Annotated in this window: 22 protein-coding genes; 3 read left to right on the plus strand and 19 right to left on the minus strand. The window is 43.1% G+C overall.

Annotated features, from left to right (window positions below; translation table 11 throughout):
* The first annotated feature begins 220 nt into the window (after positions 1–220).
* Positions 221–1444: a 6-phosphofructokinase gene (locus BN3456_RS01635; RefSeq protein WP_089982328.1), complete on the plus strand. Its 1224-nt coding sequence runs from the start codon at positions 221–223 to the stop codon at positions 1442–1444.
* 14 nt (positions 1445–1458) lie between these two features.
* Here the strand turns inward: BN3456_RS01635 and BN3456_RS01640 are convergent, their stop codons facing one another.
* From BN3456_RS01640 to BN3456_RS01660, 5 genes are all read right to left on the minus strand, one after another.
* Positions 1459–3129, minus strand: coding sequence for a S8 family peptidase (locus BN3456_RS01640; RefSeq protein WP_089982330.1), 1671 nt, complete (start codon positions 3127–3129; stop codon positions 1459–1461).
* 160 nt (positions 3130–3289) lie between these two features.
* On the minus strand, positions 3290–4960 hold the full coding sequence (locus BN3456_RS01645) for a S8 family peptidase (protein ID WP_089982332.1): 1671 nt from the start codon (positions 4958–4960) through the stop codon (positions 3290–3292).
* A 405-nt stretch (positions 4961–5365) separates the two neighbouring features.
* Positions 5366–5983, minus strand: coding sequence for an N-acetylmuramoyl-L-alanine amidase (locus BN3456_RS01650; RefSeq protein ID WP_089982333.1), 618 nt, complete (start codon positions 5981–5983; stop codon positions 5366–5368).
* A gap of 32 nt (positions 5984–6015) precedes the next feature.
* Positions 6016–6303: a phage holin family protein gene (locus BN3456_RS01655; protein ID WP_089982335.1), complete on the minus strand. Its 288-nt coding sequence runs from the start codon at positions 6301–6303 to the stop codon at positions 6016–6018.
* 3 nt (positions 6304–6306) lie between these two features.
* Entirely contained in the window at positions 6307–6528 is a 222-nt protein-coding gene (locus tag BN3456_RS01660; RefSeq protein WP_089982337.1) for a hypothetical protein, read from the minus strand.
* Between the two features lie 172 nt (positions 6529–6700).
* On the opposite strand from BN3456_RS01660, the gene BN3456_RS01665 reads away from it, so the two are divergent.
* Entirely contained in the window at positions 6701–7156 is a 456-nt protein-coding gene (locus BN3456_RS01665) for an acyltransferase family protein (protein WP_089982338.1), read from the plus strand.
* 18 nt (positions 7157–7174) lie between these two features.
* A complete protein-coding gene (locus tag BN3456_RS01670) occupies positions 7175–7750 on the plus strand; it encodes an acyltransferase family protein (protein WP_089982340.1) in 576 nt (191 codons plus the stop codon).
* On the opposite strand, the gene BN3456_RS01675 is transcribed toward BN3456_RS01670, so the two are convergent.
* From BN3456_RS01675 to BN3456_RS01740, 14 genes are all read right to left on the minus strand, one after another.
* On the minus strand, positions 7747–7941 hold the full coding sequence (locus tag BN3456_RS01675) for a hypothetical protein (protein WP_089982342.1): 195 nt from the start codon (positions 7939–7941) through the stop codon (positions 7747–7749). The genes BN3456_RS01670 and BN3456_RS01675 overlap by 4 nt on opposite strands.
* Positions 7926–8405, minus strand: coding sequence for a hypothetical protein (locus BN3456_RS01680; RefSeq protein WP_089982344.1), 480 nt, complete (start codon positions 8403–8405; stop codon positions 7926–7928). The genes BN3456_RS01675 and BN3456_RS01680 overlap by 16 nt, the downstream gene beginning before the upstream one ends.
* The gene (locus tag BN3456_RS01685) at positions 8387–8803 is read right to left on the minus strand and encodes a hypothetical protein (protein WP_089982345.1); all 417 of its coding nucleotides are present in this window, start codon (positions 8801–8803) and stop codon (positions 8387–8389) included. Before BN3456_RS01685 ends, BN3456_RS01680 begins: the two co-directional genes overlap by 19 nt.
* 9 nt (positions 8804–8812) lie before the next feature.
* Positions 8813–9151 carry an HK97-gp10 family putative phage morphogenesis protein gene (locus BN3456_RS01690; protein ID WP_089982347.1) on the minus strand — a complete coding sequence of 113 codons (339 nt, stop codon included), beginning with the start codon at positions 9149–9151 and terminating at the stop codon, positions 8813–8815.
* Positions 9144–9446, minus strand: coding sequence for a hypothetical protein (locus BN3456_RS01695; RefSeq protein WP_089982349.1), 303 nt, complete (start codon positions 9444–9446; stop codon positions 9144–9146). Before BN3456_RS01695 ends, BN3456_RS01690 begins: the two co-directional genes overlap by 8 nt.
* A complete protein-coding gene (locus BN3456_RS01700; protein WP_089982350.1) occupies positions 9443–9772 on the minus strand; it encodes a phage head-tail connector protein in 330 nt (109 codons plus the stop codon). Before BN3456_RS01700 ends, BN3456_RS01695 begins: the two co-directional genes overlap by 4 nt.
* 164 nt (positions 9773–9936) lie before the next feature.
* On the minus strand, positions 9937–10428 hold the full coding sequence (locus BN3456_RS01705; protein ID WP_089982352.1) for a hypothetical protein: 492 nt from the start codon (positions 10426–10428) through the stop codon (positions 9937–9939).
* 5 nt (positions 10429–10433) lie between these two features.
* Positions 10434–11093, minus strand: a complete 660-nt coding sequence (locus BN3456_RS01710; protein ID WP_089982354.1) for a capsid assembly scaffolding protein Gp46 family protein — start codon at positions 11091–11093, stop codon at positions 10434–10436.
* A 94-nt stretch (positions 11094–11187) separates the two neighbouring features.
* A complete protein-coding gene (locus tag BN3456_RS01715; RefSeq protein WP_089982355.1) occupies positions 11188–11475 on the minus strand; it encodes a ribosomal-processing cysteine protease Prp in 288 nt (95 codons plus the stop codon).
* Positions 11472–11777, minus strand: a complete 306-nt coding sequence (locus BN3456_RS01720; RefSeq protein WP_089982361.1) for a hypothetical protein — start codon at positions 11775–11777, stop codon at positions 11472–11474. Before BN3456_RS01720 ends, BN3456_RS01715 begins: the two co-directional genes overlap by 4 nt.
* Positions 11778–11845: 68 nt before the next feature.
* Positions 11846–12085, minus strand: a complete 240-nt coding sequence (locus tag BN3456_RS01725) for a hypothetical protein (RefSeq protein WP_089982356.1) — start codon at positions 12083–12085, stop codon at positions 11846–11848.
* Positions 12054–13475, minus strand: coding sequence for a minor capsid protein (locus BN3456_RS01730; RefSeq protein WP_089982358.1), 1422 nt, complete (start codon positions 13473–13475; stop codon positions 12054–12056). Before BN3456_RS01730 ends, BN3456_RS01725 begins: the two co-directional genes overlap by 32 nt.
* Positions 13426–14364: a phage portal protein gene (locus BN3456_RS01735; RefSeq protein ID WP_242862776.1), complete on the minus strand. Its 939-nt coding sequence runs from the start codon at positions 14362–14364 to the stop codon at positions 13426–13428. The genes BN3456_RS01730 and BN3456_RS01735 overlap by 50 nt, the downstream gene beginning before the upstream one ends.
* A gap of 182 nt (positions 14365–14546) precedes the next feature.
* Positions 14547–15037, minus strand: a 491-nt coding sequence (locus BN3456_RS01740; protein WP_347457625.1) for a hypothetical protein, incomplete at its 5' end; no start/stop codon positions are given.

Consider the following 15037-nt stretch of genomic DNA (forward strand, 5'->3'; position numbering starts at 1 on the left):
AACAGGTAACAAAAAATCGCCTCCAATCGAAAAATGTGTGCCGCCCGCAAGCGAACGGTACTTATTGATCAATAGGCGCGAAGCGCCGCATTTTTCGAGTAAACTGTCAAGTGTTTTTTGACAAAAAAGTGGGGGATTTTAATAAAAAAGGGATCTGAAAGCCTTGGATTTACTGGCTTAGAGATTCCGAGAGATTATTAAAATTGTTTGGAGGATTATAATGAAGAAAAATGCTATTGTCGGCCAGTCCGGAGGGCCAACCGCAGTTATTAACGCCAGTCTGTACGGAGTAGTTTTCGAGGTGCTCAACCGGGAAGATTCTTTTGGCACCGTATACGGAATGGTTAATGGTATTGAAGGGTTCTTAAATGGCAGCTGCATGGACATGAAACCACTTGAAATGTCAGGAGAACTGGAATATATAAAAACCACACCCGGCTCTTATCTGGGATCATGCAGATATAAGCTGCCTGAAGATTTAGATGATCCGGTATATGTCAGACTATTTAACAAATTGCAGGAGATGAATATTGGTTATTTCTTCTACATTGGTGGAAATGACTCTATGGATACTGTAAGTAAGTTATCCCGCTATGCAGAAGAAATCAAAAGTGACGTCAAGGTAATAGGTATTCCCAAAACCATCGACAACGACCTTGTGGCAACAGACCATACCCCAGGCTTCGGCAGTGCCGCCAGATACATAGCTTCCACAGTTAGAGAAATTTCTGTTGATGCTTCCGTATACGACAACAAAAAGTCTGTCACTATAGTAGAAATTATGGGACGCCATGCCGGCTGGCTGGCTGCTGCAAGTTCACTTGCCCGTAAATCCGAGGGAGACAACCCTGTTTTAATCTATCTTCCGGAAACTGATTTTGACCCGGAACTTTTTCTTAAAAAAGTGACAACCGCTCTTGAGACAACCCCCAATCTCGTAGTCTGTATTTCAGAAGGTATCCACGATAGAAACGGAACTTTCATCTGTGAATTGACCAACGATGTGGGTACAGATGCGTTTGGTCACAAAATGCTGACAGGCTCCGGCAAGTATCTGGAACACCTGGTGAAGAACCGCCTTGGTGTAAAGGTACGCTCTGTTGAATTAAATGTCTGCCAGCGCTGTTCTTCTGCCATGCTCTCCGGCACAGATCAGAAAGAAGCCATTGCCGCCGGAGCCTACGGTGTGAAGTGTGCTCTCGACGGAGAGACAGGTAAAATGGTTGCATTCAAGAGAGTCAGTGATGACCCTTATACCCTTGACTATGTCACCGCTGATGTAAATACCATCTGCAACCGGGAAAAATCTGTTCCTCTCGACTGGATTACAAAAGAAGGAACCGACGTCAGTGATAAATTTCTCACGTATGCTAAGCCTTTGATTCAGGGACAGGTCAATATTCCTTTTGAAAATGGTCTTCCCAAATTTGCATACAGAAAGTAAATATATCTCTTAGGTTAAATGTAGGTCAAAAGTTCAAAAAGTGCATATACATTTAGTTTTCCATACCCCCATATGTTATTGGGATAAACATACACAGGGTTCCGGGTTGCCCCCCGGATAATCAGGTTGTTCACATCGTTCCCTGTAAGCGAAGAATAATTTCCCCGGACAATTGCCCATTCAAAAACAATGGCGATGGCACCTGCCGCATGTGCAGCTGCAGCTCCAGTTCCTGTTACCGTAGTATAGCGGCCGCCCGGGGCTGCGCAGGGCAGCTGATAGCCCGGAGCCGCTATATCCGGCTTAACACCGGCAAGTCTGGTATACCCCCGGCTGGACTCTATCAGAATGCTCCCCGTATTCTGATCATAAGCAGATACAGTTAGTGCACTCCTGGCATCACCAGGAGAAGTGATCGTGGTATCCGGAGAAGAAAGCAGGAAAAAGGTTTCATTCGAAATAAAATCACCGCTTGGCAGCCAGCAGTGGAAGGAAAAGGGAGCTTCATCAATATTGGAGACCCGTATCCGCCAGATGCCTTCAGCTGCATTCACAAAACGAACTAATATAAGCTGACTCCCGTTCTCCTGCTCAATGAGTATGTTATTCACCCACATCTGTGTTGGACTGAATACAAACTGATGATAGATGCATCCTCCTATGGATGGGTAAATGGCAGCTGTCATTTCCCCTGAAGGTGCAATAATCTGCATAGAAAGTCTTGCCTGAATATCAGGCCATATCTCAAAAGAAAAAAGAGGATCTAACGGAGATACTTTCAATTCAAATTCCATGGTATATGGAGCAGCACGCACATTTCCATAGTAATGCCTGTTATTATTCCCTTCATTGCCTGCCGCAACTGCAAAATCTACCTGGGAAAGCTGTGAAAGGAAATCAACAATGCTGCTCGTCGCTCCCACCCCCGTATGTGCCACTAGACTTGCCCCTAGGCCAATACAAACAACAACCGGCATGCCCAGTCTCTGTGCGGCTGCATATATATAACGTATGCCAAGCAGAATATCCGTTTCCTGATAACTTATTGCGTCCTCCGGTACGCAGAAAATTCTCTGCAGATTCTGTTTTGCTTCTTTTAACTTTACCACCATTAGCTGCGCTCTCGGAACTACACCTCTAAATGAGTTGTCGGCGCTGGGGCTTCCTGCCGCAACACTGGCCAGGGCTGTCCCGTGCCCATTTTCATCAATCATAGGCACTATAGAGAGTGGATTCTCTGATGCTAAGGCAGTATTAAGCATCTCGTTGGTATATTCCGTACCATAATTAAACCCGTCTGGTATATTCTCTGTTTGAATTGTCTGATCCCAAATAGAAACAATACGGGAGGTATTGTTTTCATTTCTAAATGCCGGATGAGTATAATCAATCCCCGTGTCAATGATTCCTACAAGAACCCCGGTACCCAGCAGGGCAAGAGTAGGGTTAGACTGTATCTGTGAGATGTTTGAACTGTCAAGACTCAATTGAGATGCCAGGGTTAATAATGTAGGAAATCTTTGGTAGGGGTATAAACCAAGATCGCACATATTAAAATTGCTCATTTGTACATGGAGTATAGAATGCCTGTCATTAATCGGAGTAACATTTACCAGGTCACTTTCCTGCAGGATCGTGTTGTTAACCAAAAAGTCATAATAGTTTTCATCTAAAATTTTTTCCATCTCTCACCCATAACCGATACTGACACCTTGACATATTACTATCTGTCCTGCTTCATTTTGTTTAAAATCACTGCGGCAGCATCCCAGTCTATAATTAAATATTTATAGATAATTATGTTCTAAGGAGGATAAGTATACCTGGTAAGCATATTCCTCCCTATTAAATAAAAGTCAGCAGCTCAAAAAGTGCATATACATTCATTCTTCCATATCCCCATATATTATTGGGATAAACATATACCGGGTTTCTGGTTGCTCCCCGGATTATCAGGCCATTGATGTCTATCCCTGTAAGGGATGGATAATTTCCTCTGACAATCGCCCATTCAAAAACCATGGCGGCTGCACCTGCTGCATGGGCTGCTGCGGCGCCCGTCCCCGTTATAGTAACATAACGGCCGCCAGGAGCAGCGCAGGGCAGCTGATAGCCAGGAGCAGCAATATCAGGTTTAACAATGCCAAGTCTTGTATATCCCCTGCCAGATTCTATCAGGATACTCCCATTATTCTGGTTGTAAGCGGTTGTGGTTAACACATGCTCTGCATTGCCTGGAGATGTAACAGTCGTATCAGGAGAAGAAAGTAAAAAAAATGTCTCATTTGAAATAAACTCACCATTGGGGAGCCAGCTGTGAAAAGAAAAGGCAGCTTCATCAATATTGCTGACACGTATACGCCAGATACCCTCTGCCGCATTCACTAAACGGACCAGTATAACCTGACTTCCACTTTCTTCCTCTATAAGTATATTATTTAACCACATCTGCGTCTGACTGAAAACAAATTGATGATAAACACAAGAACTGATGGACGGATAAATGACTGGAGTTATCTCCCCTGTGGGTGCAATCACCTGTATAGTCAGCCTTGCCAGAATATCAGGCCATATCTCAAAAGCAAAGAGAGGATCTCTAGGAGATACTTTCAGCTCAAATTCATGCGTATATGGGGAAGAAATCACATTTCCATAGTAATGTCTGTTGTTATTCCCTTCATTTCCGGCACAAACAGCAACATTCACTTGTGAAACCTGTGAAATAAAATCCAAATAACTGCTTGTTGCCTCACCCCCTTCATGTGACACCAGACTAGCTCCCAGCCCGAGGCAGATTATAAGTGGCATATTCAGCCTTCTTGCAGTAGTATATGCATAAACTACGCCCAACAAAACATCCGTTTCCTGATAACACACTACCCCTTCCGGAACACAGAAGACTCTGCGCAAATTCTGTTTCGCCTGCTTTAGTTTTACTACCAACAGCTGAGATTTAGGAACTACACCCGTAAATGAATTGTCAGGCGACGGACTGCCTGCCGCAACGCTAGCCAGTGCCGTCCCATGTCCAATTTCGTCAACCGATGGGACTATGGAAAGCGGGTTTACGCTTCTTATAGCTAGATTAATCTCTTGATTATCATATTCCGTACCATAAGTAAACCCTTCGGGCACCGTTCCATCCTGAATTGTCTGATCCCAAATAGAGACAATGCGGGAAGAATTGTCCTCATTTTTAAATGCGGGATGGGTATAATCAACTCCCGTATCAATAATTGCAATAAGAACTCCCGCCCCCAGTAAAGCAAGAGAAGGATTGGACTGTATCTGGGATATGTTAGAACTGTCAAGACTCAATTGTGATGCAAGCGTAAGTAATGACGGGAATCTATGATAAGGATGTAGCCCAAGGTCACACATATTAAAATCGTTCATTTGTACATGGAGTATAGAATGCCTGTCATTGACGGGAGTAATATTTCCTACTTCACCTGGACCTATTATCGTATTATTAATTAAGAAGTCGTAATAATTCTCATCCAAAATCTTTTCCATACTTCACCATGTGCAGGTACTGCTTCCTGGAATTTTGCTGTTCTTTTTGTTTTTAGCAAAGCCATTGCAGCAGTATCCCGGATCCCTATATAATATTTATAGATAATTATGTATTAAATAGGATAAGTATTCCTTTACAACAAAGCGACTGCTCTCGATTTTAAAATAAAAAGTGCTGCAAGCCCCATAAAATGGGCAAGTAGCACAAATGGTAAAATGCGGATGACAGCCACTAGCAATGTTATAAACAATAATAACCTAAGGCAAGAAGTGATGTTTTAGCTGTTTCTGCGTTTATATATTATAGAAGCAATGCGATACAATATAAAAATATCTGCCCCTTTTCTGCTCCTCAGGATGATACAATATTTCACCCCGGAACCATTGCGGATCCGGGCCTTTTTTCTAAAATTTTTTAAGATAAGATCTGTTAATGACATCCTGCTGACGTTGGTACCACAGTGCTTTTGTAGTATATAGCTTCTCCGGAATCTCTCTGCCAGTGCATTCCCTGTATGTCTGTTGTAAAGCTTTCTTTTCATCTGGGTGATTTAATTCTCTAACACCGATTCCATCGAAAAAGTACACCTTGTCTTTGCTCTTATCTGTAATTCCTTCTGCTATCAGCCTCGCAATACCCGCTGCTGCCCCCAGCTTACCATACAGTGCTGCGTCTCCTGCATTGTCGCAAAACAAAGTTTCCACAATCATTGCGGGCATAGCTGAAGCATTCAAATAGTGAAGACCAGCGCTAAATTTTGTACCGTGCCCAGCTCCGTCGGAAGCGTTCATGTGGATTGTCACATAGATATCGCAGTTATTTGAATTGGCTTTGTTTGTGCCCTCTGATAGCTCTGCATTGACGCTGTTAGCATTGGAGTTGCAGTTAACCACAACATGCCCTGCTGCCTGTAACATAGGTGCCAGAGCGTTGTATATTTTCCGCACTTCGTCTTGCTCGTCCAATATTCCTATTGCTCCTTTGCAATTAGGCGAGTGCCCACCTCTTAATCCTATTTTCATTTCACATCTCCTTCCTCCGTAAAAAGAGGATGCTATTTTGCATCCTCCACATCCTTTTTACCATCTTTATTTAATAAGTTCCGTAACATTTCATACAACCCTGTACTCGCCAGACCACTTATCATGCCACCCATAATGACCTCCGCATTGATTCCAGGGTAATTCATTAAAATTGCAATCACGGTTCCCAGTATCAATGCAGACAATGGTATGTACCGATTAGGCAACTTTGGTATTGCTGTCTTAATCACGTACCCCACCATAAGGCAAATCCCCAGAATCAGTGGGTTAATATAGTTTGTTAAAAATGCTAAATCCATAAGCTATTTCTCCTTTCCTTCTAAATCCTGAATCCTATGATTCACTACTATGATTTGCTCTTCAATTACCGGCATCCGGCGGGCAAAGTTGTTATGCATTCTTACTTCTCCCTCCAATTGCTCCAGACGGTAACTTGTAAGTTTAGAACTTACTCCTATTCCAGCGAATGTTCCCAGGGCGCTCCCGGCCAACGAAATTAAAGCGACTATAATTTGTGGCTCCATAATGCCTCCTTTTCCATATTTATTTTAAATCCATAAAAATAAGACCTTTACGGTCTGCCTCTGATATCCATATTTTTAATGTATTCCTTTCTTTCATTTAGTTCTTTCAAATGTGCTGCACTTGGCTTATACTAATATAAATAGAAATATCCAATACTGAGGAGAAAAGACAATGCAACAAAAAACCAAAAGATTAGTTTATATTGATGTAGCGAAAGGGATTGGTATCATACTGGTTGTGCTAATACACATCATCTTTTCATCAGACAGCTTCAATGATCTGTCATACATAAGAAATTATATTTATGCTTTTCACATGCCCCTGTTCTTTATTATCAGCGGTTACTGTCTATTCCAAAAATACCATGACTCTCAGCAGATTATAGATGTCAAGCATGCACTCTACCGTTTGTGCAAAAAGTTTTTACCGTGCTATTTTTTATGGAGCATGATTTACATATTTCTGCTAAAAGCAACGAATCAGCCTGTTGATATTATGGAACGAATACGTGTGGTTATAACAACAAAAGGGATTGCCCCATTGTGGTTTATCATAACACTGTTCTTGTGTGAGTTTTTCTTTATTGCCGCACACAAACACCTCATGAAGAGGAGGTCGTTTTATTAATGTTTTTTTGTAATTTTAGTGTTATTAGCACTCCTTTCCGGAAGCAAATACGAATCAATTATAGCTGCCTTAAATAATAAATCCATTCTGGGAATTTCAGTTCCAATCATAATATTGGTATTATTTAGATTCATTACTTGTTTGACAATGCTATATGCAGGATATCTATTAGGGGATATTTTCGAAAAAATTAGCATAAATAAATTAGCTGCTTTTATAGGCTCTCTGATATCTATAGGCTTAATGTGCTACGCAGTAGCAAAGACTCAGAATTATGTAAACCTGCATTTGTTCCAGATGGAAAACCCCGGCATTTTTATGGTAACATCTATACTGGGGTCTTTGGGGATAATCCTGTTATCTTATGCTGTCCAGATACATGCTCACTGGCTGGCATTTATTGGGCGTTATTCCCTTGGAATCATGATTATACATTACATGCCACTTAGAATAATGGAATATGCCGGGAAGCTTTCTTTCATGGCTACTTCCAGCTCATATCTTGCTGTATTTTTGACACTGCTTATTACATTAGGATGTTGTGGAGGCATTATTTTTGTAATTAATAAGAAGTTCTTTTTAACAGTATCCTAGAGTACTGCCATCCAATCAATAAGCGTAGAATAACCTGCTGTCCCTGCATTAGTTACCCTTACTGTCGCTCCTGTTTTGCTTTCGTTAAAATGTGCTAATCCTAAATATTTCGTGTTCTGGCTTCCCGCACTAAAAGTAAGAAAAATATACGGTGTAGTGGCAAAGCCACTAAATGTTATTTTAGTATCCACGTAGCCGCCTGCTGGCTCAATGTCTTCATGGCCTGCTGCGGATTCTCTGCAGCTGCAGCCAGACCACCGAAACCTTTCACCAGGCTAGTGGTGTTTTTAGTTCCTACTGCGTCCAGCTGTGCGAAAGTGCTGGCCATGTCAGACGAACTGTAGACGGTCTGGGTTGCAAAATCACTCCATTCCTTTTTAACAGATTTTATATCAGACTCCGCATATCCGTTCATCCGCATGTTACCCTCAAATGTTGTCCATGCCGCACCGGCACTGCTCATGTCCCCGATCAACCCCGACAATCCGCCGCTGAGAGCGGAAAAAGCATTCTGTCCGGCACCCATCATGATCCCGAAACCAAGACCGCTTGTGAGGGTGCTTTTTGGTTGTTGGTATATCCCATTGCACTTTTCATTATGCTGAAAACCCTGATCCACTGCGGATAGTATAGCCTTTACAGAATAATCTCCCATTTTATGCACCTCCTTTCAAATTCTAAATGTACCATGCACCGCCAGATTGGTGGCGATACAGTTCTATCTTGTATTACTCTGATAGTGGAATCACTAACCCTCATGGCTATTTTGTACCCAAAAGCCTCTTTTAGCTGCATTGTCTGTGTGAAAAGTGAGCCTCCTGCTTGAGATATATCTTTCCGTTTATCCTCAGCATCCCAAAGATTAAGGTCTACCGCTGTTCTTGCAAAGGCTCCGTTTTTCGTCCCCATGAAACTGGACAAGAAGTCCTCAAAATCCGCAAAGGGATAGCCGACATCCGTCATGGGACGGCTCTCATAGACTGCACCGCTAACCAGAGGCGATACAATCTGCCATAACTTATCATGTATGGCCTGTTCTGCTGTCTTATCCATACCCACCTCCTACTTCACAAGCTTTTTCATGTTTGTTTGAAAATCCTTTTCAGCTTTTTCAAGTGCAGGCCGCATATATGGCTGCGCTTTCATGTAGCGAGTGCCATATTCCACATATGCGGCATACTCAGCTGTCGCTTCCACCTTGGCAGTCAAGCCTCCGTCTGTTAGTTCTGGACCGGTTATGCTTCGTTTAAGTGTCCCGGTGTCGACAGGGACTATTCTTTCTACTTCCTTTTGCAGTGTTGTCCCGCTTCTCTTTACCGCCTGCTTCACAGCTCCGAGTGAAATGTTCTCCTTGAGCTGCTTCTCCAACTTCTCAATCCCAACCACTTTAATATCAGCCATTTTGCATCACCACCAAACTCTGCATATCACTAGGAAGCCTCTCTGTGTCCGCATGATAGGTTTTCCCATCTATCTCGATAAAGTCATATGCCCCCTTATAGGCACGCTGCAAACGGACAACAAGCCTGTTGGCTTTCACATCGCCGAACACAGCCTGCTGTCGTTCTGCACCCATATGAGTTACGTTGGCATATTTCTTTGTGCGGATTGGTTCACCGCATATCCACTCCCCCGCTACCGGATCATAATGTTTATCGGTTTCTTTTACAAAAGATATTGGCACGTCATATCTCAAATAAACCTCACCCTGCCTCTCTTATTATTCTCCTGTGTGCTAATCCATGCCTGAATAGACGCCAGGTACGGGGCAATATCGTCCCCGTATGTGATACTCTCTCCCTCCTGGCTGTAGCTGGACATGCCCTCATTGCCAATCCGGTTGAACCGCACGATAGCAAGCTCGGTCACAATGTATTGCAATGGATCCGGAACAGATCCTATCCCTTCCGGAAGATAGGCAAGTATCTGCTTTTCAGCGTTGGAGATGATTAGATTGAGCTTTTTATCCATGTCTGAGTCTTCAATTCCCAACATCAGTTTTACATCCTCAAGTGTTGCCATTTAATCACCGCCTTGCTGGCTCAAAAACTCACCGATTATATCATCTTTCTTCGCCTTCGTTATGCCGTAGCCAAGACGACCAGCAAGAGCCTTAATATCCGCTATAGTCATGGACTCTAGATTTTCTGCTGTATAGCTAGGCTGGGTTGGCAGGCTACGGCCCGTTATTCCCCCGAGCCACCGCCGGCTGCTATTTTAAAACATTTGGTTTCATCCACCAGAGCAACAACATAGTGCTGGTCAGCGTTGAACTTAGTGAGTTTATGGTCAATATCACGCTCTTTCTCAGCCGTCACAGAGCGCTTCAGGAATGTCTTTAAAGCACCTGTCTTTACTGCCAGTCCAGGACCATCCGTGATTTTTTTAGAGCGGGCAGCCTCCCACCACAGTACTTCGCCAAAAGCACCACTAATCAGAATATTGTCTCCCAATTCACTAGCTCTTGTCCAGTTCTCGGCAGCCGCCTTACGCAGTTTAGCCGCGTCTTTGTAGGACAGGAACAATACGCCCACAGAACCGGAATCCTCATCCTCAATAGCGTCCGGAGCATCCTCGAAAGTTGCCATCTGCCCCATGACTTCCGGATCAACCATCTGTGCAAGTGTAGTCAATTCGTCTGCAAATAAATGCAGTGTTTTAAATACTTTATATTTCATATCTTCTATTCCTCCATTGCTTTTTTGTACCCTTCCGGGTTCTTAGTTTTGTATGCCAGTACATCCTTATAGGACATTTTGGCAAGTTCCTCACGGGTCAGCTGCTTTCCTTCCTTGGTAGCAACCTTAGGAGTTTTCCCCTTACTCCGCTCCTTTTCGGTAGACTTAACAATCCCATTTTTTACCTCAATGAATTTCTCAATCTTTTCATTAGTGCTCTCAGCATCATCGCCAACAACAAAATCAAGGATTTCATCTGTCACATCAATGTCAGCAGCCTTTAAGGCCTTGGATGCAACTTTAGACAATTCCATCCGGGCCACCTTACGCTTTAGTTCTTCCAGCTCGGAATCGGATTTATGCTTTCTCTGTTCCTCTGTCATGTTTTCCAGCTTTTCAGCCTCGGATTGACTTGGCTTCTTTTCCTTTAAGGCTTTCTGAACTTCTCTGGCAACAATGGCCCCCAGCTCCTTCTTTGTGTAGAGCCTGCCATCGCCCTTTCCTTTCTTGTCTGCCTTTTCGTTCTCTTCCTCTTCGTCCTCACCGTCCTCAGGGTCATCGTCCGGATCCTCTTCTTCGTCCTCAGTCTCGCCCTCAGCAAATAGCTGTAAGGACGCTTTCTCAAAGATTCTTGATTCCCCATAGTGATTATTCATATACTTCATTTTCCTTTACCTCCATCTGATTTTTAATGGTCTATCGTACAATGCCCGCCGGCCCAATCCATTTATTTAATGTCTAACGGAAAAAAGACAAAGTTTATACAATCCGGACGTAATCCGAATAGGCATCCACAATACCGCAGATACCAATAAAAAAAGAATCTACCAGAGTTCGCGACTTCTCCGATAAATCCTTGATTTTTAAAATAAATACTCCTGGGGCAATCGTATAATCTGGGGTATCATCCGTCAGATTATCTATGGAAGCCGCCAAGGCCTGTACGTGGGTTGTTACCGCAGAACACACAATGTCCTGCCCCGGTGGAGCATACCCTGCATGCCCGATTACTGATATGCTGTCCTTTTGGACACTTACTTCAATCAATTTATCATTCCTCCTCTCACTTCAACTGCCTCATATGTTTTACGAAAAGTATCCGGCTTGCATGGATACAGCTCCCCGTTCACACCACGAATAATGTAATCACCAATCTTTGCATGCATCTTACCCTCCAGCGTGTCAATCGTGCAGCCATAGACATGCGCATGTCCGTCTTTTAAAGCACGATCCAATATTGCTTTCTCATTCTGTAACGCCTGGGCAAACCAATCAGGGGCGTTAATTTCAGAATCGGCTCCTTTAAAACAGAACGCTTCCACCACTACAGGCTTTTTCCGGAATTTCATTGTCTTCACCATCCTTTCTCTTAAAATTGGGTACAAAAATAGCACCGGTCATTATTGACTGATGCTATCTAATACCACATTACCAATTTTTCATCTGGCATAGAATCCTCTTTCGCCAAATCTTTTAACGCCTTCACCGCATGACTGAAATGCCACGGAAAGTCTTTATCATAATCAGATAGTTCTTTTTCGACTACTTCTCCAGTGTCAATATCAATCTTAATCATACCAATCTTCCCAGAATCTTCGGGTTCGTAGGAAGCCGAAATTATACCGCTATTCTTTTTTATATTTCTTAATCTTAGCATAAAATTTCTTTGCCTCCTCTCCGTAATCATATATACGTGCTGTTGCTCGATGCGCCTCATCCTGCGTCATTCCTTGTTGCATCAATTCCTTTTCCATGACTTCGTGTTTTATCAGCACTAAGTCATGCTGTTCCATTTTTCCGTCTATAAGACGTTGCCATGATTCTGCAATCATATAATCCGGGTCAAACTGCTTAACGCCATTATCTCCTAAGTCATGTTCATCAATAAATAGATAATTCTTAATTGCTTGAATCTCTTCTTCCGAATATTCTGTATTCTTCGCAATTTTTGAAACGTCAGTTGTCATGCTGCGTATAAGTCCATAATATTTTTCCGCATGTTTGCTGGCGGCTCCTCCAAATGGATTTCTTGCACCGCTTACTGCTCCTGATGTTATTGTATCACCTTTGCCGGATTTTACAACACTTTTTGCTTTAATCTTCTCCCATTCTTCCGTAGTTCCGCCCTTGCCCAAAAAATCCAGCCACTTGTCGAATTCTTCCTTGTCCATGTGTGCTGCAGTACTACAGCGGCAATGTGGATGGATGGGAGATGCATTCTCCCCTGGCAGCATCTTTTTAACATCGAATACTTTCCCGTCCAGCGCCCGGCATATGGGGCAAGCGGTAGGTTCAGCAATGAATTCGTACTGATCATAGCCGTTTCTCTCATAGGACTGCTTCTGGGCTTCTGTCTGCACCCTGGCAAGCTCTGTCTGCATAAGTCTCTCCGCATTATTTCGGCTCACTCCAAACACTTTAGAGATATGCCTTGCCAGCTCCCTGGGATTTCTCCCTTGTATCAGACCAATCTTTAGTTGACTGGACAATTCTGCTTTCAACATATCCTGGTACATCCATATCCGGTCAGAGAACTTTGCATTCTGGTAAGAAGCGTTCACGATGGAATGTGCTGCCTTTTCGTTGTTCAGAACCGACTTGCCAAGGATTCCGGCTTGGCGCTTGAACTCTGCCAATGCCCGATCTGTCAGCGTGGTGTCAAAATACTTCTGCAATTCGTCAAAACCATCCACCAGCTCAAGACCAATGTTCGCTTTTAAGAGTTCCAATCGGTTAATCTTCATGGTGGCGTTGTACAACCGCATCTCTTCATTGGCTTCTTTCGTGAAGGTTTTATCCTTTACATACCGCTTAGCCTTTCGCCCGTAAGCATCGATATCAAGCTGACTAACACGCTTTTTTGCCTCACTTAAGGATATCCCCTCTTTAGTAGCATAACGGGCATAAAAGCCATTGATCTCTTTCTGGATATTATCCAGCATGTAATCATAGGTCTCTTTGATTTTTTTATTGTACACCAGCTCGTCTTTGATATTTTTACGAAGCTGTGCCGCTTCCCGTTGGCTCCAATATGTTTTGCTGTCCATTGTTCAACCTCTCTATCAATCGCTGCCCTGTGGAATTTTCCTGTGCTGTCTGCTGTTCCTTTTCCATCTTCTTAATCTCGTCAGATGCATTCCCCACGACGCTTAAAACAGACAGCTGCGTTTCTTGGGATGTGATACCATCAAGAGCCTGTGCCGTCTGTGCTTCCTCCAGCAGATTCTTGGGGATGTTTCTGGTTGTCTTATAATCGATTTCTTTCCACGCATCCGGATCCGGAACATTTATGGGCAGAGAAGAAAATAATTTATATCTGGCAGACATGCTCTTAATCATTTTGCGGTCAGCGGTAAGCGCCAGATTGCTCATGGCCTGCAGCTTATAAGCCAACGCTGTGCCTGACGTCTGTCCAAAATTCTCATCGGAAATATTAGCTACCATGCTTGTCTGATAGATCAGCTTTTCCAGCCGGTTCAGTAGGTTCTCCTGTGAGCCATCTGCCGTAGGCTTTTGCAGGAATTGCACAACGATGTCTTTTGCATCATCAGTGCCATACAGATTGATGATCCGATTATCCCGGATCCTGTATATTCCGTCATCGTCAAGTTCTGCTCCCAGAATCGCAAGATAGGCCTCCGCAAAAGAGTCAACATCATTGGCTTTCTCGCCGATTGTCTTGTTATAGACCTCTGTCATACCGGCAACGCCTTCAAATAGGCTGATGCGTTCCTGGTTCAGTGCATACTCAATCATTGGCAGCCGGCCATAAGGTTTTATTATGCCCTCATTCATCGTGCTTCCAGTGAACTCATAGAACTCATCCCGTGTCATGACCTCTCCGACTCTGATGTAAATCATTGTTTTATCCGTTCTTTTTTTCTGATTTTCAGTCAAATTAAAAAAGGTACAGAATAAATTAATCTGGCGAATCATACATCCTTGAGTTTCCGCAAAATGTAATTTCAAAAGAGATAACTTCTTCTAAAGTACCAATCTGTCCTATTTTTGAAAAAAATGAAAAGACAGTATTGTGAATAGAGGTACTGAAATAAGCCCCGCCGGAACCGGACTTTAGGAGAATTATTCTTTTATGCCCAATGGGGCAGACCCTCTATCTAAGCGACCAGCTTAAAGCAAAGTTGACGGTATGCCGGACGTTTTGTCCGAAACCAGAGTCTGACGCCCTCTTTCGCATACGACAGTATGCCTGAGATGCCTTTTGCCAATCGGTAATAGCAGAAGAAAACTTTTTCCTTGATGGGATCTGCCGTTTTTATGATTGAAACCTTGAGTGCATTTGTCTCTTCTTCCATTGAGATCAAGGCCAGAAACGCCATGCATAAGGTGATATAAAAGTTAAGTGCATTGATTGCACAAAGCTTCCGTACGCGAAAGTTTTCAAACTGGAACATCTGTTTTTTACAACGGAAATATTCTTCAATTTTCCATCTGGAAAAGTATGTTCGTGCTACACGGATAACATCTTCTTTTGATTCAATTTTTTTATTGGTGGCAAGCATCATTGGATGTTCGGTGATGCCATAAACCAGCACAAGATAAATATCTTTTCTTGATGCAGTAATCTGTACCTTCACATGGGAGAGGT

The sequence above is a fragment of the Clostridium sp. C105KSO13 genome (genome assembly GCF_001517425.1).
Taxonomy (GTDB): Bacteria; Bacillota; Clostridia; order Lachnospirales; family Lachnospiraceae; genus Muricomes.